General features: G+C 71.6%; 19 protein-coding genes. 10 read left to right on the top strand and 9 right to left on the bottom strand.

Annotation, left to right across the window (positions count from 1 at the left end; translation table 11 throughout):
- Window positions 1-110: 110 nt before the first annotated feature.
- The 4 genes from ACWC2T_RS21040 to ACWC2T_RS21025 form a co-directional block, all read right to left on the bottom strand.
- Window positions 111-950 (bottom strand): lysozyme, encoded by an 840-nt coding sequence (locus ACWC2T_RS21040; protein WP_450671853.1) that lies wholly within the window; start codon window positions 948-950, stop codon window positions 111-113.
- A gap of 87 nt (window positions 951-1,037) precedes the next feature.
- Window positions 1,038-2,894 (bottom strand): M1 family aminopeptidase, encoded by a 1,857-nt coding sequence (locus ACWC2T_RS21035; protein WP_450671852.1) that lies wholly within the window; start codon window positions 2,892-2,894, stop codon window positions 1,038-1,040.
- Between the two features lie 230 nt (window positions 2,895-3,124).
- Complete coding sequence (locus ACWC2T_RS21030; RefSeq protein ID WP_450671851.1) at window positions 3,125-3,781, bottom strand: maltokinase N-terminal cap-like domain-containing protein; 657 nt, start codon at window positions 3,779-3,781, stop codon at window positions 3,125-3,127.
- Between the two features lie 407 nt (window positions 3,782-4,188).
- Window positions 4,189-5,214 carry a hypothetical protein gene (locus tag ACWC2T_RS21025; protein WP_450671850.1) on the bottom strand — a complete coding sequence of 342 codons (1,026 nt, stop codon included), beginning with the start codon at window positions 5,212-5,214 and terminating at the stop codon, window positions 4,189-4,191.
- A 449-nt stretch (window positions 5,215-5,663) separates the two neighbouring features.
- Here ACWC2T_RS21025 and ACWC2T_RS21020 point away from each other — a divergent pair, with 449 nt between their 5' ends.
- Complete coding sequence (locus ACWC2T_RS21020) at window positions 5,664-6,593, top strand: SGNH/GDSL hydrolase family protein (RefSeq protein ID WP_450671849.1); 930 nt, start codon at window positions 5,664-5,666, stop codon at window positions 6,591-6,593.
- A gap of 455 nt (window positions 6,594-7,048) precedes the next feature.
- On the opposite strand, the gene pgm is transcribed toward ACWC2T_RS21020, so the two are convergent.
- Entirely contained in the window at window positions 7,049-8,689 is a 1,641-nt protein-coding gene (pgm, locus tag ACWC2T_RS21015; RefSeq protein WP_450671848.1) for a phosphoglucomutase (alpha-D-glucose-1,6-bisphosphate-dependent), read from the bottom strand.
- A 159-nt stretch (window positions 8,690-8,848) separates the two neighbouring features.
- On the opposite strand from pgm, the gene ACWC2T_RS21010 reads away from it, so the two are divergent.
- Window positions 8,849-9,469, top strand: coding sequence for a DUF4328 domain-containing protein (locus tag ACWC2T_RS21010; RefSeq protein WP_450671847.1), 621 nt, complete (start codon window positions 8,849-8,851; stop codon window positions 9,467-9,469).
- Window positions 9,470-9,479: 10 nt separating this feature from the next.
- Here the strand turns inward: ACWC2T_RS21010 and ACWC2T_RS21005 are convergent, their stop codons facing one another.
- A complete protein-coding gene (locus ACWC2T_RS21005) occupies window positions 9,480-10,283 on the bottom strand; it encodes a chitosanase (RefSeq protein ID WP_450671903.1) in 804 nt (267 codons plus the stop codon).
- 208 nt (window positions 10,284-10,491) lie between these two features.
- Window positions 10,492-12,036: an MFS transporter gene (locus tag ACWC2T_RS21000; protein ID WP_450671846.1), complete on the bottom strand. Its 1,545-nt coding sequence runs from the start codon at window positions 12,034-12,036 to the stop codon at window positions 10,492-10,494.
- 178 nt (window positions 12,037-12,214) lie between these two features.
- Between ACWC2T_RS21000 and mgrA the strand changes: the two genes are divergently transcribed.
- The 3 genes from mgrA (at window position 12,215) to ACWC2T_RS20985 (ending at window position 14,295) form a co-directional block, all read left to right on the top strand.
- Window positions 12,215-13,258 carry an L-glyceraldehyde 3-phosphate reductase gene (gene mgrA, locus ACWC2T_RS20995; protein WP_450671845.1) on the top strand — a complete coding sequence of 348 codons (1,044 nt, stop codon included), beginning with the start codon at window positions 12,215-12,217 and terminating at the stop codon, window positions 13,256-13,258.
- Window positions 13,259-13,419: 161 nt separating this feature from the next.
- Window positions 13,420-13,602, top strand: coding sequence for a hypothetical protein (locus ACWC2T_RS20990; RefSeq protein ID WP_450671844.1), 183 nt, complete (start codon window positions 13,420-13,422; stop codon window positions 13,600-13,602).
- Window positions 13,603-13,671: 69 nt separating this feature from the next.
- On the top strand, window positions 13,672-14,295 hold the full coding sequence (locus ACWC2T_RS20985; RefSeq protein WP_450671843.1) for a DedA family protein: 624 nt from the start codon (window positions 13,672-13,674) through the stop codon (window positions 14,293-14,295).
- A 222-nt stretch (window positions 14,296-14,517) separates the two neighbouring features.
- On the opposite strand, the gene ACWC2T_RS20980 is transcribed toward ACWC2T_RS20985, so the two are convergent.
- On the bottom strand, window positions 14,518-16,173 hold the full coding sequence (locus ACWC2T_RS20980; protein WP_450671902.1) for an MFS transporter: 1,656 nt from the start codon (window positions 16,171-16,173) through the stop codon (window positions 14,518-14,520).
- Between the two features lie 134 nt (window positions 16,174-16,307).
- Window positions 16,308-16,730, bottom strand: a complete 423-nt coding sequence (locus ACWC2T_RS20975) for a MarR family winged helix-turn-helix transcriptional regulator (protein ID WP_450671842.1) — start codon at window positions 16,728-16,730, stop codon at window positions 16,308-16,310.
- Window positions 16,731-16,997: 267 nt separating this feature from the next.
- Here ACWC2T_RS20975 and ACWC2T_RS20970 point away from each other — a divergent pair, with 267 nt between their 5' ends.
- The 5 genes from ACWC2T_RS20970 (at window position 16,998) to ACWC2T_RS20950 (ending at window position 21,524) form a co-directional block, all read left to right on the top strand.
- Window positions 16,998-17,444 (top strand): ATP-binding protein, encoded by a 447-nt coding sequence (locus ACWC2T_RS20970; protein ID WP_450671841.1) that lies wholly within the window; start codon window positions 16,998-17,000, stop codon window positions 17,442-17,444.
- A 201-nt stretch (window positions 17,445-17,645) separates the two neighbouring features.
- Window positions 17,646-17,900: a hypothetical protein gene (locus tag ACWC2T_RS20965; protein ID WP_450671840.1), complete on the top strand. Its 255-nt coding sequence runs from the start codon at window positions 17,646-17,648 to the stop codon at window positions 17,898-17,900.
- A 16-nt stretch (window positions 17,901-17,916) separates the two neighbouring features.
- Window positions 17,917-18,939, top strand: coding sequence for a 4Fe-4S dicluster domain-containing protein (locus tag ACWC2T_RS20960; RefSeq protein WP_450671839.1), 1,023 nt, complete (start codon window positions 17,917-17,919; stop codon window positions 18,937-18,939).
- Complete coding sequence (nrfD, locus tag ACWC2T_RS20955) at window positions 18,936-19,937, top strand: NrfD/PsrC family molybdoenzyme membrane anchor subunit (RefSeq protein WP_450671838.1); 1,002 nt, start codon at window positions 18,936-18,938, stop codon at window positions 19,935-19,937. The genes ACWC2T_RS20960 and nrfD overlap by 4 nt, the downstream gene beginning before the upstream one ends.
- 69 nt (window positions 19,938-20,006) lie before the next feature.
- A complete protein-coding gene (locus tag ACWC2T_RS20950; protein ID WP_450671837.1) occupies window positions 20,007-21,524 on the top strand; it encodes an MFS transporter in 1,518 nt (505 codons plus the stop codon).
- The last annotated feature ends 116 nt before the right edge of the window (window positions 21,525-21,640 follow it).

Here is a 21,640-nt window from a genome sequence, read left to right as displayed (position 1 = left end):
CCGCGCCAAGGCCTCCCGTGAGGCCCTGGTGCTCGCCGGCGGTGCCGTGGTGCTGATGGCGGACGCGCTGTTCGGGGACGTGGACGTGGAGTGGCTTATCGCGAAGGCCCTCAGCCCGTCGCGAAGGCCTTGAGCCGGTCCATGGCACCGTTGAAGCGGTCGTGGTCCCCGACCGTCTTGCCGGTGGAGGTGTACTGCCACATCGTGTGGTAGGCCCAGCCGGCCGGCAGCGTCCCCGGGTCCGAGGCGTAGCGGGCGATCCACAACGGGTTGGTCGCCGCGAAGCCGCTGTAGTTCCCGGTGCAGTCGCTCCACCAGCTGGTCGCCGTGTAGATGACGGCGTCCCTGCCGGTGCGCGACTTGTAGCGGTTCAGGAAGTCACGGATCCAGCCGACCATGGCGCTCTTGGACTTGCCGTAGCAGGAGGCGCCGTACGGGTTCCACTCGATGTCGAGCACGCCGGGCAGGGTCTTGCCGTCCTTGGACCAGCCGCCGCCGTGCGCCAGGAAGTAGTCGGCCTGGGTGGCGCCACCGGCCGTGTCCGGGGTGGCGAAGTGGTAGGCGCCGCGGATCATGCCCACCTTGTACGCGCCGTTGTACTGCTGCGTGAAGTAGGGGTTCGTGTAGTACGTCCCCTCGGTGGCCTTGGTGTACGCCCACTGCGTGTCGGCCTTCCACAGGGTCGACCAGTCGACGCCGAGCTGGTGGCTGGCGACGTCGACGCCCTCGGGCTGCGAGGCGCGGCCCGCCGGGGGCCGGGAGCCGGTGTCTCCGTCATGGGCGAGGACGCCGATGCCCATGTAGGCGCCGCCGCGCACGCGTGCGCCGCCGGAAGGTTCGGGCATGGCCGGGGTACTGGGCAGGAACAGGGCAAGGACGGTCAGGGCGCCGGTGAGGCACAGGCGGGACCGGCCGCGGAAGGGGACTGTCAGGCTTCGCACGAAATCCATCTGACCCGTGGTCGGGTCGTATCACACTCCGGATCCCGCCTCAGGAACCCATCCGCAGCCGGATTTTCAGCCAAGTGGGCGCTCCGGTCAGCCCTCGATGCGGTGCTGGGACCAGAAGGAGGTGAGGTCGGTGCTTGTGGCGGCCTGGGCGGCCGCCTTGAACTCGGCCGTGGTCGACACGCCGTACCAGTGGGCGGTCGCGTAGTCCTTCAGCAGCTTGGCCATCGCGGTGTCGCCGAGGACACGGCGCAGGTCGTGCAGGGCGCACTTGCCGTAGCCGTAGACGACGGTGGAATAGCGGGAGGAGTGCGCGTCCCAGTAGGCCATCGAGTCGGTGATCTTCTCGTCGCCGGAGGCCCAGGAGACGCTGTTCCAGCAGTTGGTGCCGGTCTTGCCGAGGGCGAGGTCGGTGGCGTAGTCCGTGAACGCCTCGTCCAGCCAGGGGCTGTTGTACTCGTCGTCGCCGACGATGCCGTACCACCACTGGTGGCCGATCTCGTGGGTGAGGGCGGTGGAGCTGACCACGTCCAGCACGAACCCGGGGTACTCCATGCCGCCGAACCAGTAGTTGTTGTCGAGCACGGCGTCCAGTTCGCCGTAGGGATAGGCGCCGAAGCGGGCCGCGTGGGCGTCCACGGCGCTCTTGGCGGTGCTGAGCATGGACTGGGCGCTGGAGGAGCTGATGTCCGAGACCGAGTAGACGTTCACCGCGACGCCGGCCGCCGAGGTGCCGGAGATCCTGGTGAAGGGTCCGGCGGCCCAGGCGAAGTCACGGACCTTGGACGCCGTCGCCGTCGTCACCGTACGTCCGCCGGAACCGGGCGTGTCGGTGGAGGTGCCGGTGGCCGGGACCAGCAGGCCGCTGGGGTGGTCCAGGGTCACTTTGAAATCGGCGGCCAGGGAGTAGAACGACTCGCCGTTGTCCGTGTACGGGTCGAGGTGCCAGCCGGCGCCGTCGCGGACCGCGAGGACGGGCAGCGCGTTGCCGATGAAGCTGTAGGCGCCGTCGTGGCCGAACCGGTCGGCGCCGCTGGGCACGGTGATGCCGAGGTCGAAGCCGATGGTGGCGCTCTGGCCCTGGGCGAGCGGGGCCGGCAGATCGATCTTGAGGGCGGTGCAGTCCACGGAGGGCGCGCCCGCGGTGCCGCCGCTCACGTTCGTGACGCGGATCGGCATGGCGTCACAGGTGCCGTGGTAGTTGTCCCACAGCCGCAGATAGACCTCGTTCAGGGCGGTGGCGGAGGCGTTGCTGAAGGTCACGCTCTCGTGCCCGGTCCACTCGGTGCCGCTCGTGTCGCTGCTGAGGTTCACGGTGTACGCGGGCGAGGCCGGGGTGCGCGTGGAGTCGCCCGGCGGTGGTGCGCTGCCGCCGGAGGTGGCGAGCGCGATGTCGTCGAGGACGAAGCTCGTCTGCAGGCTGGAGTCCTCGGTTCCGGTGAAGGAGAGAGTGACGGTCTGCCCGGCGAACGCCGACACGTCGACCGACTTCTGGACGTATCCGGTGTTCTCGTCGAGGTTCGACCAGGTGGCCAGTGTCGTGCTGCCGATCTTGGCGGTGAGCTTGTCGTACGCGACGGTGGAGGTCGTCTCGTCGGTGTCGATGTGCAGCCAGAAGGTGAGGGTGGCCGCGTCGCAGCCGGCCGGGATGGTGACGCTCTGGCTGAGGGTGTCCGTATGGGTGCTGCCGACGCCGTCCAGCCAGGCGTAGGAGCTGCCGCCGTGGGCGGTCTGGCCGGAGCGGCTGGTGATGACGGTGGAGGAGGACGTCGACCAGGGTGATGTCCCGCTCTCGAAGCCGCCGTTGCCGACGACCTGCGCCGGAGTGCAGGCGGCGGGTGCTGCGGCCGGCCGGGCCGCGGCGGGCGTGCCGGGGAGCACGAGGGCGGCCACCGCGGCGACGGTGAGCGCACCGGCGCCGAGGGCCTTGTGGGGGGTCGATCTCACACGCTACTCCTTTGCGGCGACCGGGATGCCCGGCCTGCTCGATGACCGCCGGCCGGCTGGGGTACGCCGGGGCAGCCGCTGACGGGGCTTGCGCGATCGCTGCACCGAGAGGTGCGCCGCGCCCTCATGGGGTCAGGGTGCGGACTGCCGAAAGCGTGGCAGATTTGTCCTGGCCATGCCAGACGGTGCGGCGGGTCGAGCGTGTGACATGCCGGTCGGGTGACATGCGGTCAGTCGGTGCGCAGCGTCACGAAGACCGCCGTCAGCGGGGTGCCCTGCGGGTCCTGCCAGCCGCGCGCCACATGGCCGGTCGCGCCTTCGGGGCGCAGCGGCGGCTTCTCGGGCACGGGGGTCAGGACCCGGTGGACGTGCAGAACCGTGCCGTGCGGCGCGGGGAGACGGGTGCCCTCCCGGTCGTCGGCCGGCTGGAGGCCGTAGCCGCCCGGGGCGAAGGGTGCACCGGTGTAGGAGCGGATCACCTCGAGGTCGGGAGCGCCGTCGATGCTCTGGGCCTGCGCCTGGGCCCTGCCCTCGATCAGCGACAGCAACTCGGCGACCAGCACCGGGTCGTGGCAGCCGTCGTACACCCAGCGCTTGCCGAGCACGCCGTGCTCCAGCGTGCCCACCAGCCCGTGTTCGGCGCCCTCCAGCGGTGCGCCCCGATAGGTCAACGGCACCAGATAGGCGGTCGGTTCGGGGGTGGAGGTATCAGTGGCCACCATGAACTCGATGCCGACCTCGCCCTCCGGGTCGTCCAGCCGGAAGCCTCCGGACTTGGTCAGCACCGGGGCGTCCGGACCTCCGCGGTACCAGGGGCGCGAGGGCAGCCAGTCGGTGAGCAGCTCCAGCTTGGTGGGCTTGAGCGTGGTGTGGTGAATGATGGCCATGTCGTCGCTGGTCCTCCGTCGTGCGGATGTGCTGACCCCAGCAGCTTCTCACACCGTTCACGCAGGTCATCGGCCTGTCTCTCGGGGACACCGGGGCCAACTCGGCTCAGTGGCCGGGCAGTTCCCAGCGGTCGTTGCCCCGCGCGCCAAGGCGGGCGGTACCAGCGCAGGTGGCCGCCGAGATCAGCGCGGTGCGAGGGCAGGAACCTCGTCGAGGGCGCGGGCTGCCAGGACCGCCGGCCTCCGGCATGTCGGGGATGGTGCGCCGGCGGCGGCTCCGTTCCCTGCGAACCTGCGGCTGCGGCGCCGGCACGCGCCGGCACGCACACCGCTGGGCCGCCCAGTGTGGGCGGCCCAGCGATTCCTGTGCGTGTCCCGGTTTTCCTCAGCTGACTTCCGTCACCTGCTCAGTCGTCCCGCGACTCGTGCCCGTGGTCCGACCCCTTGTGCTCCTTGTGCGACTTCGAGGGCTTCGACGGGTGCTCCGGGTAGGTCGGCTTCACCGGGTGCTGCGGATACTCCGGCTTCACCGGCATCGCCGGGTACTCAGGCTTGACCGGCAGCACGGGCTTCTCCGGGTAGGCCGGCTTCACGGGATACTCCGGCTTCACCGGCATCACCGGCTTCGCCGGGTACTCAGGCTTGACCGGGTGCTGCGGGTACGCAGGCTTGACCGGCTTCACCGGATAGGCCGGCTTCACCGGATACGCAGGCTTCTCCGGATACACCGGCTTGACCGGATACGCAGGCTTCACTGGATACGCAGGCTTCTCCGGATACGCAGGCTTCGCGGGCTTCACCGGATACGCAGGCTTCTCCGGATACACCGGCTTGACCGGATACGCAGGCTTCTCCGGATACACCGGCTTGACCGGATACGCAGGCTTCTCCGGATACGCAGGCTTCGCGGGCTTCACCGGGTAGGCCGGCTTCTCCGGGTATACCGGCTTGACCGGATACGCGGGCTTCTCCGGATACGCAGGCTTCGCGGGCTTCTCCGGGTATACCGGCTTGACCGGATACGCGGGCTTCTCCGGATACGCAGGCTTCGCGGGCTTCACCGGATACGCCGGCTTCTCCGGATACTCCGGCTTTACCGGGTAGACGGGCTTCTCCGGATACACCGGCTTCACGGGGTAGACCGGCTTCTCCGGATACACCGGCTTCACGGGGTAGACCGGCTTCTCCGGATAGATCGGCTTGACCGGATGAACAGGCTTCTCCGGATGAATCGGATAGACCGCCTTCTCCGGATACGCCGGGCCCTCCGGATGAAGCGGGTAGCCGGGTCCCTTCGGATAGGGCGGTGGGGTGGTGTGGTCCTGCGCATACGCGGCACCCTGGTTCGCCAGCGCGGCTGCGGTGAGCGCGGCGATGGTGGCAGCTGACGCCAGAACGGATCGCCGTCGCGGCGATGTCGTCATTCTCTCCACTCTCCTCGACTTGGGTCAGAGCTTGAAGACGTCTGGTCAGTCCTGATGAGTCGTCAGTGGAATGATCAGGAAATCGGGGCCGTTCATAACGCTTACGCGGCCAGAAGCCACCGGATGGTGTAGCGCAGAGCACCCGGCAGTCGGCGCCTCCGGCGGTAACGTCGCACCGCGCAGTGGAGCGGCGATCACGGCGGACGTGCAGGTCACGCACACAACCAGTCCACCCGGTGTCTCGGTCACCTGACTCACCACCAGCCGGAGACGATGGTTCGCCGCCATGCCAGGATCAGCGAGCTGACATACCATCAGGCTCGCCCCGCCCCTGAACTCGTTGCTTCCCGCTTCTGGTCCGCGAGACCTACTGGACGGTATACAGACCCAGTCGAACGCACGAGGGCCGCCCTCCGGTGTCGGCTGCGTGCGATGAACCGGCCTCAGGGGGAGGATCCATGGTGAACGGCACACGTGCGGTGGGCGGGGCGAGAGGCCGGCGGGGAACCGTACTGAGGGCGGCGCTGGGCGGTTGCGTCCTCGTCGCGGCCGCCACGGCACCGGCCGCGGCAGCACCGGCCGGCTCGCACTCCGCGGGGCACCGTCACGGCATCGACTACGTCGCTCTCGGCGACTCCTACACCTCGGGCCCCGGCATCCCGCAGCAGGTGGACGCCAACTGCGCCCGGTCGGACCGGAATTACCCCTCGTTGGTGGCGGACGGGCGTCAGGTGAGCACCTTCAGGGACCTCAGCTGTGCCGGGGCGACGACCGCCGAGATGTGGCAGGCGCAGGGCACCAACCCCCCGCAGCTCGACGCCGTGCAACGGAACACGGACCTGGTGACGGTGCAGATCGGCGGCAACGACGTCGGCTTCGGAAGCATCATCAGCACCTGCGCCCACCTGGCCGCTCAGGACCCGACCGGCAACCCCTGCGAGCGCTCGTACCAGGCATCCGGCTACGACCGGCTGACCCTCGCGATCGTGCAGGCCGCGCCGAAGGTCGACCGGGTGCTGCGGGCCGTGCACGCGAGGGCGCCGCACGCGCGCGTGGTCGTCGTCGGCTACCCGGACCTGCTGCCCGACGACGGCAGCGGCTGCTTCCCGCAGGTGCCGTTCGCGCAGAAGGACTTCCCTTACCTCCGGGACACCGAGAAGCGGCTGAACCTGATGCTGCGCCTGGTGGCCGGGGTGAACCGGGCGGAGTACGTGGACACCTACGGCCCCACGGTCGGCCACGACATGTGCAAGGCGCCCGCGGACCGCTGGATCGAACCGCTCCAGCCCGCCGCGCCCGCCGCCCCGGCACACCCCAATGCCGAGGGAGAGCAAGCCATGGCACGGGCGGTGCTGGACAGGCTGGACAAAGGCCACGACCGCGGCTGATCCGCCCGGGCCCGGTCCGCGCCCTCGCGCGGCGAGGTCGGACCCGGACGTCCGCGCCGCAGTCCGCGAGCGCGGCTGAGCCAGTCGGCCGGACTCCAGGACGGGACTGGACCGCTCGCGGGACCCCGCTGGTCGCGGACGCGCCCGAGCCGAGCAAACGGCCACCGTGGCAACGCCGACTGGGCTGACGGGAGCACCGGCCCCGGTCGGCACCCTCACCTGCCAGGACCGGGCCGCGCCACCCGGAGCCACCACAGACCCGCCCAGACAGCATCCCTGGACAGGCCGGATCGTGCCACACAGGCCACTGCCCGGCCCATCCGTCACTGTCCGGCCCATCGGTCACCGACCGGCATCCGCCACCGGCCGATCCGCCCACCCCTGACCGTCCCGCCCGCTCCCGAGCCGCCCCGCCCCACCCCCAGAGTCCGCCGACTCGCCCGGCCCTGTCTCGCTCAGCTCGCCAGTGCGCCCAGCACCACCGCCTGGGCCTCCTCCTGGACCCGGGCGAGGTGGGCGGGGCCGAGGAAGGACTCGGCGTAGACCTTGTAGACGTCTTCGGTGCCGGAGGGGCGGGCCGCGAACCAGGCGTTGTCCGTGGTCACCTTGATGCCGCCGATCGCGGCGCCGTTGCCGGGCGCCTCGGTGAGGACGGCCGTGACGGCCTCTCCGGCGAGGGTGTCGGCGGTGACCTGGGCCGGTGACAACTTGCCGAGCAGTGCCTTCTGTTCGCGGGTGGCAGGCGCGTCGATCCGGGCGTAGGCGGGTGCGCCGAAGCGCGCGGTCAGGCCGGCGTAGTGCTCCGAGGGGGTCCGGTCCGTGACCGCCGTGATCTCGGAGGCGAGCAGGGCCAGGATGATGCCGTCCTTGTCGGTGGTCCACACCGATCCGTCGCGGCGCAGGAAGGAGGCGCCGGCGGACTCCTCGCCGCCGAACCCGACGGCGCCGCTGGCCAGTCCGCCCACGAACCACTTGAACCCGACCGGAACCTCGACCAGTTGGCGGCCGAGGTCGGCGGCGACCCGGTCGATCATCGTGGACGAGACCAGTGTCTTGCCGATCCCCGCGTCGGCGGGCCATCGGTCGCGGTGCCGGTAGAGGTAGGAGATGGCGACCGCGAGGTAGTGGTTGGGGTTCATCAGGCCGGCGTCCGGGGTGACGATGCCGTGCCGGTCGGCGTCGGCGTCGTTGCCGGTGGCGATGCGGAACCGGTCGCTCTGCTCGATGAGGGAGGCCATCGCGTAGGGCGAGGAGCAGTCCATGCGGATCTGTCCGTCCCAGTCCAGCGTCATGAACCGCCAGGTGGGATCGGTGTGCGGGTTGACCACGGTCAGGTCGATGCGGTGCTGTTCGGCGATGCGTCCCCAGTAGGCGACGGAGGCCCCGCCGAGTGGGTCGGCGCCGATACGGACACCAGCCGTACGGATCGCGTCCAGGTCCAGCACGCTCGGCAGGTCGCCGACGTAGGCGCCGAGGAAGTCGTACCGCCCGGTCGTCTCCGCGGCGAGGGCCCGCGCGTACGGCACCCGGCGTACGTCCTTCAGGCCGCCGGTGATGATCTCGTTGGCCCGGTCCTGGATCCAGGAGGTGGCGTCGGAGGCCGCCGGGCCGCCGCTCGGCGGGTTGTACTTGAAGCCGCCGTCGGCGGGCGGGTTGTGGGACGGGGTGACGACCACGCCGTCCGCGAGGCCCGAGGCGCGGCCGCGGTTGTGGGTGAGGATCGCGTGCGAGACGGCGGGGGTGGGCGTGTAGCCGTCGGCGCTGTCGATGAACACGGTGACGCCGTTGGCTGCGAACACCTCCAGCGCGGTGACCCTGGCGGGCTCGGACAGGGCGTGGGTGTCGGCGCCGAGGAAGAGGGGACCATCGATTCCCTGGCTCGCCCGGTACTCGCAGATGGCCTGGCTGGTGGCGGCGATGTGGTCCTCGTTGAAGGCGCTCGCCAGGGATGAGCCCCGGTGCCCGGAGGTGCCGAACGCCACCCGCTGCGCCGGGTCGGCCGGGTCCGGGTGCAGTGCGTAGTACGCCGTGACCAGCCGGGCCACGTCGACAAGGTCCTCGGGACCGGCAGGCCGGCCGGCTCGCTCGTGCGGCATGAGTCCGTTCCTCCGCGTCGTCGGATCGATGGCTCACCGCCCATCTTTCCTCGTCAGGGCCCTGACATGCGAGTGCGCCCCGCCTTATGATCCGGTGCCTCGATCTTCGCGCCGTGCTGCCGCCCGTGCAGGACGCCCTTCACAGACAGGTCTTCCACCGTGACCGGTTCCGCCGCCAAGGCTCCTTGGTTCCTCGCGCGCTGCGCTCAGTTCGCCGTGTCGGCAGCGGCCGGTGCCGACCTGGTCCGGGCGCTGAAGGTCCGCGCTCATCTGCTGCATCCGTCCCCGGCCACGGCCGCCGGTTCCGGCCGGGTGTCGATGATCTTCGTGAACGTGATGACGGCGGCGGCCGTGCTGTTCCTCCTCTGGTTCGCCCGCTGCCGGCGCAACGCCGAACTGCTGTCTCCCGGGAGGGTCCCCGGTTCCACCGCCTGGGCCGTCCTCGCCTGGCTGATCCCGGTGATGAACCTCTGGGTGCCGCGCGGGCTCGTGCAGGACGTGCACCGCGCGAGCGCGCCCGCCGGTGCGGACCCGGGCCGCGGCGACCTCCTCGTGAACGTGTGGTGGGCGGCCTGGGTCGGGCACGCCGTGCTGGCCCTGGCCGCCATGAACCTGGGCTTCGGCACCTCGCTGCCGCCGCTGGTGGCGTCGGAGGTCCTCAACCTCCTGGCCGCCGCCCTGGCGACCGTCGTGATCCAGCGCATCACGGTGCGGCAGGCCGCCGGGCTCGGCGCGGGGCCTCTGGTGCCCACGCCCGTCGACCTGCCGCACGCCTCGTGACACCGGCGCGTCAGCCGATGTGGTAACTGTCCCCGTACACCTTCCAGTCCAGCGGCGTGTTCAGGTCGAGGTTGCCCTTGCGCAGGAAGACCCGCTGCTCGGTGTCGACGCGGCTGGTGTCGCTGTGCGCCTCCTCCTGCTTCATGGCCCACACCCGGGCGTCGAGGAAGGCATTGAGGTACGTCGTCTCGTCGCCGCCCTGCGCCGGGGGCTTGGCGCTGCGCAGGGCACGCCCCCGGATGTTGCGGAAGCTGGTCGGGTCGTCACCGTCGCCGTGCATGACGATGGCGTCGTAGTAGCAGAACTGGCCGAGGGCGCGCAGGCCGTCGGTCTTGCCCTGGGCCACCGCGGGGTTGAAGTAGACGCGGTCGCGCTCGTCGTTCTGGCACTGCTGGAACACGGTGTCCTGGGCGGCCTTGCGCCAGTCCCTGGGGTAGTTCGGGTCGAGGCCGTCGTGGGAGTCGGTGCCGTTGACCTTGCGCAGGGCGGGCAGGTACTTGGCGAGGACGTTGCCGGGCTTGCGGTCGGCGTAGAGCTGGACCAGGTCGAGCATGTCGCCGGTGCCGGAACAGAAGCCGATGATGCCGGCGGTGTAGCCGCGGCCGTCGCCGATGTCCTCGATGTACTTGTACTGGGCCTTCCAGTCGAGCGAGGAGTTCTCCGCGCTCGACACCAGTTCCATGGCGATCTCCTTCTTCGCCGGGTCGTCGAGGCCCGTTGCCGCCTCCGGGGCAGCGGTCGCGCGCTGCGACACGAGCAGGGCACCGGAGGCGACGGTGGCGCCGAGCAGGGCGACGACGGTCCGGCGGGACATGGGGGCGGGCGCTGCTGACTCGCGGTCTGCGTTCACCACAGGGCTCCAAGTGGGAGTGGGGGGTGGCTGGTTGGTCCGAGCCGGTCCGCGCTGGCCGGCCCGCTCGGACACTGGTAGGAAAGTTTCCTATCAAATCCACTCGAGCTCGGTAAGCAGGTTGGCGAGAAGTTCGTAGGATCGAACGAGGGCGGGAAGGGGCGGGCGCGCCTCAGGTGCGCCGCGCGCTGTCCCGCTGCTGCACGAAGCCGTACAACTCCCTCGAGACGGCGATCAGTTCGCGGCGCTCCTCGCGGGAGCCGACCATCGGCCGCGAACCCTTGAGCGGCACCTGGGCGGTCTCGGGCAGGAACTTCACCGTCAGCAGGCCGATGGCCCCGGCCAGCATCAGGTAGTAGGCCGGCATCAGGTCGTCCCCGGAGGCCGTGACCAGCGCGGCGGTCACCAGGGGGGTGGTGCCGCCGAAGGCGGAGACGGCGACGTTGAAGCCGATGCCCATCGCCGCGTAACGGACGGCGGTCGGGAACAGGGCGGGCAGCGTGGCAGCGCTCGGAGCGGCGAAGCAGGCCAGCAGAGTGGCGAGCAGCAGGACACCGAGGACGGGCGGCCCGGTGCCGTGCGCCTTGATCAGCAGGAAGGCGGGCACCGCCAGCACGATCATCGCGGCGGCGGCCACGGCGTAGACCGGCCGCCGGCCGACGCGGTCACTGAGCCGGCCGAGGAAGGTGATCAGCACGACGATCCACAGCATGCCGACGAGCACCAGGAGGTCCGCGGAGCCGCTGGAGCGGTGCAGAACCTCGGTCTGATAGGTCGGCAGATAGCCGGTGACCATGTAGTTGGTGACGTTGTACAGCAGCACCAGACCCATGCAGACCAGCAGCTCCCCCCAGTGGTTGCGGACGATGTCCTTGAACTCGCTGCCCGCCGATTCCTGCGCCAGGGCCTTCTCGTGTTCGTCCAACTGCTGCTGGAAGGCCGGGGACTCCTCCAGCTTGAGCCGCATGTAGAGGCCGATCACCCCGAGCGGCCCGGCGATCAGGAACGGCACGCGCCAGCCCCAGGACAGCATCTGACCGTCGGTCAGCGCGAGATGGAGCAGGGTGACCAGGGCCGAGCCGAGCGCATAGCCGACGAAGGTGCCGAAGTCGAGCCAGCTGGAGAGGAAACCGCGCCTGCGGTCCGGCGAGTACTCGGCGACGAAGGTGGTCGCGCCGCCGTACTCCCCACCGGTCGAGAAGCCCTGCACCATGCGGGCCAGCAGGAGCAACACGGGCGCGGCGATGCCGATCGTGCCGTAGCCGGGGATGACACCGATGGCGAAGGTGCCGACCGCCATCATGATCATCGTGGTGGCGAGCACCTTCTGCCGGCCGATCCGGTCGCCGAGCGGTCCGAAGAAGAGGCCGCCGAGCGGCCGGACGACGAAGGCGGCGGCGAAGGTCGCGAAGGAGGAGATCACCTGCGCGGCCGGGGAGGCGCCGGGGAAGAACACCTTGCCGAGGGTGGCGGCGAGGTAGCTGTAGACCCCGAAGTCGAACCACTCCATGCAGTTCCCGAGCGCGGAGGCACCCACGGCGCGCCGGAGCAGCGGCGGCTCGACGACCTGGACGTCACCCTCGCCGAACGCGCGTCGCTCGCGGCAGAGCCTGTGGGTCAGTTCCTCGCGCACCTGGCGGGGCAGCCGTGCCACGGCCTGCGGCGCCTGCGGGCCGCCCCGGGCATCGCGCCGCCCCTGCGCACCGGCACCGCTCACGAGCGCCTCCTTCCGTCGCGCCACCGGTCACCGCATGCCCCGATGGCCGATTCAGAAACGGAACCGCTCAATCCCATCCGGTACGGCGGTTGGACTTGCGCGGCGCCCGGGCGCAGGGTGGACGAGCCCGTCCGCACCCGGAGGGGCGACCCGCACGGCACCACCCGGAGAGGACCCGATGACCCACGTCGCGGACCCCGCACGCTACGACGGCACCATGCGCTACCGGCGTACCGGCCGCTCGGGACTGGACCTGCCCGTCCTGTCCCTGGGCTACTGGCACAACTTCGGCGACGACCGCCCCTTCGAGACCCAGCGCGAGATCGCCCTGCGCGCCTTCGACCTCGGGATCACGCACCACGACCTGGCCAACAACTACGGCCCGCCGTACGGCGCGGCCGAGCTGAACTTCGGCCGACTACTGAAGCGGGACCTCGCGCCGTACCGGGACGAGCTGGTGATCTCCACCAAGGCCGGCTGGGACATGTGGCCCGGCCCCTACGGGCAGGGCGGTGGCTCCCGGAAGTACGTGCTGGCCTCGCTGGACCAGTCGCTGCGCCGGATGGGCGTGGACTACGTGGACATCTTCTACTCCCACCGGCTGGACGCGAGCACGCCGCTGGAGGAGACGATGGGGGCGCTCGACACCGCCGTACGCCAGGGCAAGGCGCTGTACGTCGGCATCTCCTCCTACGACGCCGAGCGCACCCGGCAGGCGGCGGCGATCCTGCGGGAGCTGGGCACCCCGCTGCTGATCCACCAGCCGTCGTACAGCATGCTCAACCGCTGGATCGAGACCGACGGCCTGCTGGACGCGGCCGAGGAGGAGGGCTTTGGGGTCATCGGGTTCACGGCCCTCGCCCAGGGCCTGCTGACCGGCCGCTACCTGGAGGGCGTACCGCAGGACTCGCGGGCGGCGCGGGGCACGTCCCTGGACGCCTCCTTGCTGACGGACGACATGCTGCGGCGGCTGCGCGCCCTCAACGACATCGCGGCGCGGCGCGGTCAGACGCTGGCGCAGCTGGCGCTGGCCTGGGCGCTGCGCGACGAGCGGGTGACGTCCCTCGTCATCGGAGCCTCGCGCACCGAGCAGCTGGAGCAGAACGTCGCCGCGCTGGAGAACCTCGGGTTCGACGCGGAGGAGCTGGCCGAGATCGACAAGTACGCGACCGACGGCGGCGTGGACCTGTGGCGTGAGGCGCGGCTGGGGCAGCTGGGGTGACCGACCCGGGGGCGGTCCCGGGCGGGAGAAGGACACTCGGTGACACTCGTCACTGACATCGGGAATAAAGCTGACATAATGGACGTCATATGGACAGCGTTGTCAGCGCGGACGACGGCGTCGACAGATCCACTCGCCAGTTCCAAGGAGCCGTTTCCTCCATGGCACACGGAGCCCACCGCAGTCCCCTCCTGCCTCCCCGTCCCGACCTGGGCCTCGCCCGCGACTGCGAGGTCTGCCTCGGCTGGGGCACCGTCGTCACCCGCGATGGGGACCACGAACTGTGCCACATGTGCCAGGGCGTCCTCGCCGACGACAACGGTGTCTTCCGCTCCGAGTCGTAGCTCCCGGGCCCCCGACCGGACACGCGGTTAGGGACCGGCGCGCTGATCGTGGCGACGTACCGTTGAGGCATGGCCGCCCCTCCCCTCCCGGGTCCGCTGGCGCATCTGGCGCCGCTGCTCAGCCACTACGGCTACTGGGCCGTGGGGGCCGTGGTCCTGGTGGAGGACTTCGGGGTGCCCGCGCCCGGCGAGACGATCCTGCTGGCCGCGGGCGTGTACGCGGGCGCGGGGCGGCTGAACGTCGTGGCCGTGGCGGTCGTCGCGTTCGTCGCGGCCGTGGCCGGGGACAACATCGGCTATGTGATCGGCCGGTTCGGCGGGCGGGCCTTTGTGCACCGGTGGGGGCGGTACGTCTTCCTCACGCCGAAGCGGTTCCAGGCAGCCGAGGAGTTCTTCGGCCGGCACGGCGGCGCGATCGTGATCGTGGCCCGGTTCATCGAGGGCCTGCGCCAGGCCAACGGCATCATCGCCGGCACCACGGGCATGCACTGGCGCCGCTTCCTCGCCTTCAACGCGCTCGGCGCGGCCCTGTGGGTCGCTCTGTGGACGACCCTGGCCTACCTGGTGGGCAGCCACATCACGACGGTCTACGACGAGGTCTCGCGCTACCAGCTCTACGTCCTCGTCGCCGTATGCGTGCTGATCGCCGCCCTCGTCGCACGGCACCTCGTGCGCCGACGCCGCGAGACCTGACCCACCCGGCGACCCGACCCTCGCCGACCGCTCAGCCAGGCGTGTCACGGTGGTTTGCACCCGTGCCGACGGGCACTCGGGAAGAAGACCGCGACCTGCGTTCCACGGTCCGGGGCTCCCCTGGTTCGGAAGAGTGCCGGGGGAGCTTCGTTGCATCCCGGTCCTGTCCCGGTCTCCGGGTTCGTATCCGCCGCTCCTTCTACTACGGGGAGGTACGCGTGGCTACGGGGAGGTGCGCGTGGGCCGCGCCTTCGCCGTCCGGTCCGCCTCCGCCTGCCGGGTGTCGTCGTCGGCGCGCACATGGCCGCCGCGCAGGGCGGAGGCGAGCGCGGAGACCAGGGCCATGCCCGCGGCCACGCCGAAGACGACGGTCAGTCCGTGGTGGAAGGGCCCGGAGACCAACTCGGGGAAGAAGGTGTGGCCCGTCAGGGTGGCCCGCTGTGCGGCGGTCAGATGGTCGAGGGTGCCGCCGGCACCGAGCAGATGACCGATGGGGTTGTTGCCGAGGAACGTGGCGAACAAGGTGCTGACGGGCGGCAGCGAGGCCACCTCGTGGGCGGTCGAGGCGGGCACGCCGTGCGCCTGGAGGCCGCTGCCGAGCGTCTTCGGCAGGGTGCTCGCGAGGCCGGAGACCATGAGCGAGAAGAAGACGCCGATGGACAGGGCCGTGCCGGAGTTCTGGAAGGTGGAGCGCATCCCGGAGGCCACGCCCCGGTAGCGGGCCGGCACGCTGCCCATGATGGAGGAGGTGTTGGGCGAGGAGAACATGCCCTGGCCCAGGCCGTTGAGCAGCAGCAGCGCGGCGAAGACCCCGTAGTCGAAGTTCACGGGCAGGGCCAGCAGTCCGAGGAAGGAAGCCGCGACGACGAGCAGTCCCGCGGTGGAGAAGAGGCGGGCGCCGAAGCGGTCGGAGAGATAGCCGGAGACGGGCCCGGCGACCAGGAAGCCCAGGGTGAGCGGCAGCATGAAGATGCCGGCCCACAGCGGGGTGTCCTCGAAGTCGTAGCCGTGCAGCGGCAGCCAGATGCCCTGCAGCCAGATGATCAGCATGAACTGCAGTCCGCCGCGGGCGATCGCGGTGAGCAGGGCGGCCAGGTTGCCGGCGGCGAACGCCCGCACCCGGAACAGTGACAGCCGGAACATGGGCTCGGCGACCCGGCTCTCGACGCGGCAGAACACCAGCAGCAGGAACACCCCGCCGAACAGGCCCGCGAGCACCCAGGGGTTGCTCCAGCCGGTGGGGTGGCCGCCGTAGGGCTGGATGCCGTAGGTGATGCCCGCGAGCAGGATGCCCGCGCCGCAGGCGAAGGTGAGGTTGCCGAGCCAGTCGATGCGGCCGCGGCTGCCGGCCGAGGTCTCGCGCAGGCTCAGGTACGACCAGATCGTGCCCGTGATGCTGACCGGGACACTCACCCAGAACACCGCCCGCCAGTCGACCGAGGCCAGCAGGCCGCCGGCGAGCAGGCCGAGGAACTGCCCGGCGAGCGCGGTGATCTGGTTGATGCCGAGGGCCATGCCGCGCTGCCGGGCCGGGAAGGCGTCGGTGAGGATGGCGGCCGAGTTGGCGGTGAGCATGGAGCCGCCGAAGGCCTGCACGATCCGCCAAAGGATCAGCCACAGCGCGCCCGCGCCGGCCCGGAAGGGGTCGAGGGACAGGGCGACGGAGGCGCACGCGAAGACCAGGAAGCCCAGGTTGTAGATGCGGACGCGCCCGAACATGTCGCCGAGCCGGCCGAGCACGACCACGAGCACGGCCGAGACCAGCAGATAGCCGAGGATCATCCACAGCAGGTAGCCGATGTTGCCGGCCGCGAGCGGGTCGAGGCCGATCCCGCGGAAGATGGCCGGCAGCGAGATGATCACGATGGAGGCGTCCATCGTGGCGATCAGGACACCGAGGGTGGTGTTGGAGAGGGCGACCCACTTGTAGCCGGGGCCCGGGGGCGTGTCCCGGAGGCGGGCCGAGCGGGCGAGGCGGCGGCCGCGTATGCCCGCGGCGGGCGCAGGGCCGGTCACAGCCGTTCCGCCAGCCGGTCGAGCAGGGGCAGCACGTCGTGCAGGGCCTGCCGTTCCTGCGGGGTGAACTCGTCCAGGGCGTGGGCGAGGCGGGCCACGGACTCGGAGCGGCGCTGCTCCAGCACGGCCCGTCCCTCCTCGGTGAGGGAGACGATGGCCCGGCGGCCGTCGGCCGTGTCGGGGGTACGGCTCACCAGTCCGCGGTGTTCGAGCCCGCCGAGGGTGCTGGCCATCGCCTGCGGCCGGACGCGTTCCAGTTCGGCGAGCGAGCCGGGCGAGTCCGGACCGGTGCGGGCCAGCCGGGCCAGCACCGAGACGCCGGACAACGTCACGTCGCCGACGGCGTGCGCCTGACGCAGCCGACGGACGATCCGGCCCATGGCCAGCCGCAGTGCGGCGGCGAGTGCAACCGTGTCCATGGTTACTAATGATAGGTTTATCAGTCTGGACTGTTCAACCAAGAGTAAGCAATCAGACCGCCGACGGGCGGAATGTCCGGGGACCCAGAAGGAGCAGGCCAAGGGCGCTCACCCGGTCCGCGGCCGGTGACCTGGGGCTCGTGGGCAACCGGAGGATTCGCGGTGCAAGTCCCCTTGATCGAGGGTCCAGCGGGTATCCGAGCAGCGACGGGACGATCCGGTATGCGCAGGAAAGACCCCGGCGCCGCAGGAAGAGGGCAACGACGCATGGACATCTCGTTCGGGACGCACACCAGAACGCAGGCCCGCCCGGCGCCCCTGCGCTGCAGCCGCGCCTGGGACGACGCCGCGGCCGGGATCGCCGATGCCAGAGACACGGTGGCCGCCCTGCTCGCCCGGGTCCGGCCGGCGCCCCCACCACGCGCGGTGCAGGACGCCCGGCTGGTGGTCAGCGAACTCGTCACCAACGTGGCCCGACACGCCCCCGGCCCGTGCACCCTGAGCCTGGAGCTGCTGCCCGAGGCCGGCGCCCTGCGCATCACGGTGTCGGACACCTCCACCGGCGCGCCGCAGCGGCGCCCTCCCGATCCGCGCCGCGTCGGCGGCCACGGGCTGCACCTCGTCGCGATGCTCTCCCGCGCCCTCGAGGTGACCTGGCTGCCCCACGGTAAACGGGTCACCGCCACGGTGCCGCTCACCGCCGAGCGGGAGTGAGCGCCACGGGCTCGCCCCCCAGCACAGGCCCGGTCCGGGTCGGCCTCCACCCCCGCCTCCTTGCACTGGCACACCCGTCCCCCACCGTGGGCAGCTCAGCGAGGGCCAGGCCGTCGTTTCGGGCGCGCGGAGCCGGGGCACCCGTGCCAGGCTCGGTAGAGAGCACCGAGGGACGCAGCACGGGCGGAAGGCGAGCACGCGGTGGCGGTGTCCGAGGAGTGGAGGTCGGCGGAGTGGAGGCCGGCCCGGGGCGAGGGGCGCGGTGAGCGCCTGGTGTCCCCGCTGGACCGGAGGCTGCCGGCCTCCTCGGCCGGCAAGGAGTTCCCGCGCAAGGCGTTCCCGGACCACTGGCCTTTCCTGCTGCGCGGGTTGGCGCTGCCCAGCGTGCTCGTGCCGGTGCTGACGGGTGTCCGGCTGACGTTCTTCTTCCCAGCCGAGGAGCGCGGGCAGTCATGAGCGAGGAGGTACGGCGATGAGCGACGGCGACGAGGACCGCGTCCGCGGCCATCTGCTGTACGGCCCGCAGCCGGACGTGGCCGCGGCCTCCGGCTGGTCGGACGCCCCGCCCCGGATGGGCTTCTTCACCGACACCTCGGTGTGCATCGGATGCAAGGCCTGCGAAGTGGCGTGCAAGGAGTGGAACGCCATCCCGGAGGACGGTCTGGTCTGGACCGGCATGTCGTACGACAACACCCAGGGCCTGGGCGCCGACACCTGGCGGCATGTGGCCTTCATCGAGCAACGGGCGCCCTTCGGCGGGCAGGACCCCGGGGTCGCGCACGACGACGTCGACGTGTTCGCCGCCGCGGCCCGGCTCGGTGCCGATGCCTCCTCCCCCGGCCCGGGTGCCGCCACTCCCCCGCCCGGGCAGGCTCCCGAGGACGCGCCCGCCGGGCAGATCTCCCCGCTCGCCCCGGACGGCCGTACCGAGCTGCGCTGGCTGATGGCCTCCGACGTGTGCAAGCACTGCACGCACGCCGCCTGTCTGGACGTGTGTCCCACCGGAGCGCTGTTCCGCACCGAGTTCGGCACGGTCGTCGTCCAGGAGGATGTCTGCAACGGCTGCGGCTACTGCGTGCCCGCCTGCCCCTACGGCGTCATCGACCAGCGCAAGGACGACGGCCGGGTGTGGAAGTGCACGCTCTGCTACGACCGGCTCGGCGTCGGCATGGAGCCCGCCTGCGCCAAGTCCTGCCCCACGGAATCCATCCAGTTCGGCCCGCTGGAGACATTGCGCGAGCGGGCACGGGCCAGGGTGGCGCAGCTGCACGCGGCCGGGGTGACCGACGCGCGGCTGTACGGCGAGAGCCCGGACGACGGGGTCGGCGGCGACGGCGCGTTCTTCCTGCTGCTGGACGAGCCGGAGGTCTACGGCCTCCCACCCGACCCCGTGGTCACCACCCGGGACCTGCCCGACATGTGGAAGCACGCGGCGCTGGCCGCCGGTTCGCTGGTGGTCCTGGCCCTGGGCAGCTTCGCGAGGAGGCCGCGATGAGCGAGTCGGACGTCACCCGGCACGACGTGCAGCCCGGTGGGGAGGCGCCGGGCAGCGGCACGGGACGCCGCCGGCATCGGCGCCGCCGGGGCGAGCAGCCGGTGGTTCCGGACGCCGCGTTCTCGTCGTACTACGGCAAACCCGTGCTGAACAAGCCGACGTGGCGGCCCCTGGACATCGCCGGGTACCTGTGTCTCGGCGGTCTGGCCGGGGCGTCCTCGCTGCTCGCGGCCGGGGGCCAGGTCACCGGGCGACCGGGGCTCGCGGCTCCCGCGAAGCTCGGGGCGGCCGGGGCCGTCTCCCTGTCGCTGGCCGCGCTCGTGCACGACCTGGGCAGGCCGGCCCGGTTCCTGAACATGCTGCGCGTCCTGAAGCCCACGTCCCCCATGAGCGTGGGCTCGTGGCTGCTGGCGGGGTACGCGCCGCTGGCGCTGATCGCCGCGGCGACGGAGGTGGCGGGCCGGTACCGGCTGCTGGGCTCGGCCGCCACGGCGGCTTCCGCCGCCCTCGGCCCGGCCGTGGCCACGTACACGGCGGTGCTGCTGGCGGACACGGCGGTGCCGTCCTGGCACGAGGGGTACCGGGAGCTGCCGTTCGTCTTCGCGGGCTCCGCCGCCACCGCGGCCTCCGGCCTGGCCCTGGCCGCTGCCCCCACTGCCCAGGCGGGGCCGGCCCGCCGGCTGGCAGCGGCCGGGGCGGCCCTGGAACTGGGCGCGTTCCGCGCGATGAAGCGGCGCATGGGCCTGACCGCGGAACCCTTCGCACAGGGCAGGGCGCACCTGTTGCTGCGTGCGGCGCAGGCGCTGACGGCGGGCGGTGCGGCCCTCGCCCCCTTCTGCGGGCGGGACCGGCGCCTGGCTGTGGCGGCCGGGGCCGCGCTGCTCACCGGCTCGGCGGCGCTGCGCTTCGGGGTGTTCCACGCCGGGGTGGCCTCCGCGGAGGACCCGAAGTACACGATCGTACCGCAGCGGGAACGCCTGGCCGGGCGCGGCAGCTGAGTCACGACAGCCCGGGTGGCCCGGGGCGGCGCGGGTGATCCGGGTACGGGCCGGGCGAGAGGAGGCCCTGTGACAGCGTCGGCGTCAGCGGCGGACGGCCGGCAGCCGAGTGCCGAGGAGACCGGATTCGAGCCGGATCCGCAGCGGTGGCGGGCCCTGTGGGTCACTTTGGTGGCCGGCTTCATGAGCCTGCTCGACGTGACGATCGTGGCGGTCGCGCTGCCCACGATCCAGCGCGATCTGCACGCCTCCCCCGCGCAGGTGCAGTGGGTGGTGTCCGGATACGCCCTCACCTTCGCCCTGGCGCTCGTCACTGCCGGCCGCCTCGGCGACGCGCTGGACCGGCGCCGCATCTTCCTGCTGGCCCTCAGCGGCTTCGTGGTCTTCAGCGCGGCCTGCGGAGCGGCTCCCGACATCACGCTGCTGGTGGTGGCCCGGCTCGCCCAGGGACTGGCGGCGGGTTTCATGGCCCCGCAGAACTCCGCGCTCATCCAGCAGATGTTCCGCGGGGCCGAACGCGGCCGCGCCTTCGGCTTCTTCGGCGCCACCGTCGGCATATCGGCCGCCACCGGACCCCTCACCGGCGGCGCCATCCTCGCGCTGGCCTCCGGCGCCCAGGGCTGGCGCTGGATCTTCTACGTCAATGTCCCCATCGGCATCCTCGCCGTCCTGCTCGGCCGCCGCCTGCTGCCCCGCACCCGCTGCTCCGGCCGCGGACGCGTGGACCTGACCGGCGTGATGCTGCTCGGCCTCGGCGTGCTCGCGCTGATGTACCCGCTGGTCCAGGCGGACTCCGGCGGCATCGGACGCGTGTGGTGGCTGTTCGTGGTCGGCGCGGCGGTCCTCGCCGTCTTCGTCCAGCACCAGCGCCGCCTCGTCGCGCGCGGTGCCCAGCCGCTGCTCGACCCGCGCCTGTTCAGCACCGTGCGCGGCTACGCCGTCGGCGCCGGGGTGGGCACGCTGTACTTCATCGGGTTCAGCGGCGTGTGGCTGGTCTTCGCGCTCTTCTACCAGCACGGTCTGGGCTTCTCCCCGCTCCGGTCCGGCCTCGCCGTGACCCCCTTCGCCCTGGGTTCGGCCGGCGCCGCCGTGGTCTCCGGCCGGCTGGTCGACCGCTTCGGACGCCTGCTCACCGTGTGCGGCCTGACGAGCGTGATCGTCGGCCTGGGCGGCACCGCGCTGCTGCTCCGCTTCGCGCCGCTCGGTGCCGCGCCGTGGTACGCCGCACCGGTGCTTTTCCTCGGCGGTCTCGGCAGCGGCTGTGTGGTCTCCCCGAACATCACCCTGACGCTGCGGGACGTGCCCGTGCGGATGGCCGGCGCGGCGGGCGGGGCGCTGCAGACCGGTCAGCGGCTCGGTGCCGCGGTCGGTACCGCCGCCCTGCCCGGCTTCTTCTACCTGGTGCTCGGCAGGAGTCACGACTACCGCAGTGCCCTCGTCACCGCGCTGGGCGCCGCACTCGTCGGCATGCTGGCCTCCCTCACGCTCGCGGCGTCCGACTGGCGGCGCGACCGGCGTATGCGTCGAGCGCACCGGACATGCCCGGACGAGGTCGCCAACAGCCCCATGCACGCCCGGCAGACCTGACCGGGGCCCAGGCCCGGAGACGGCCGAGACGCCCGTTTGGCCGGGCCCAGCCGGGGTACTCCGCCGCGCACCAGGGCGAGAGATGCCGTGGCCGCGCGCATGCGGGAAAGTCGACG

This window comes from Streptomyces sp. NPDC001393 (assembly GCF_053597455.1).
The sequence above is the reverse complement of the archived record's forward strand: the minus strand, read 5'-3'. Positions and strand labels throughout refer to the sequence as shown.

Coding starts and splice junctions, on each gene's coding strand:
- ACWC2T_RS21040 (WP_450671853.1), bottom strand. CDS start 950: ATGGATTTCGTGCGAAGCCTGACAGTCCCCTTCCGCGGCCGGTCCCGC.
- ACWC2T_RS21030 (WP_450671851.1), bottom strand. CDS start 3,781: ATGGCCATCATTCACCACACCACGCTCAAGCCCACCAAGCTGGAGCTG.
- ACWC2T_RS21020 (WP_450671849.1), top strand. CDS start 5,664: ATGGTGAACGGCACACGTGCGGTGGGCGGGGCGAGAGGCCGGCGGGGA.
- pgm (WP_450671848.1), bottom strand. CDS start 8,689: ATGCCGCACGAGCGAGCCGGCCGGCCTGCCGGTCCCGAGGACCTTGTC.
- ACWC2T_RS21005 (WP_450671903.1), bottom strand. CDS start 10,283: ATGTCCCGCCGGACCGTCGTCGCCCTGCTCGGCGCCACCGTCGCCTCC.
- mgrA (WP_450671845.1), top strand. CDS start 12,215: ATGACCCACGTCGCGGACCCCGCACGCTACGACGGCACCATGCGCTAC.
- ACWC2T_RS20990 (WP_450671844.1), top strand. CDS start 13,420: ATGGCACACGGAGCCCACCGCAGTCCCCTCCTGCCTCCCCGTCCCGAC.
- ACWC2T_RS20985 (WP_450671843.1), top strand. CDS start 13,672: ATGGCCGCCCCTCCCCTCCCGGGTCCGCTGGCGCATCTGGCGCCGCTG.
- ACWC2T_RS20980 (WP_450671902.1), bottom strand. CDS start 16,173: ATGGACGCCTCCATCGTGATCATCTCGCTGCCGGCCATCTTCCGCGGG.
- ACWC2T_RS20975 (WP_450671842.1), bottom strand. CDS start 16,730: ATGGACACGGTTGCACTCGCCGCCGCACTGCGGCTGGCCATGGGCCGG.
- ACWC2T_RS20970 (WP_450671841.1), top strand. CDS start 16,998: ATGGACATCTCGTTCGGGACGCACACCAGAACGCAGGCCCGCCCGGCG.
- ACWC2T_RS20960 (WP_450671839.1), top strand. CDS start 17,917: ATGAGCGACGGCGACGAGGACCGCGTCCGCGGCCATCTGCTGTACGGC.
- nrfD (WP_450671838.1), top strand. CDS start 18,936: ATGAGCGAGTCGGACGTCACCCGGCACGACGTGCAGCCCGGTGGGGAG.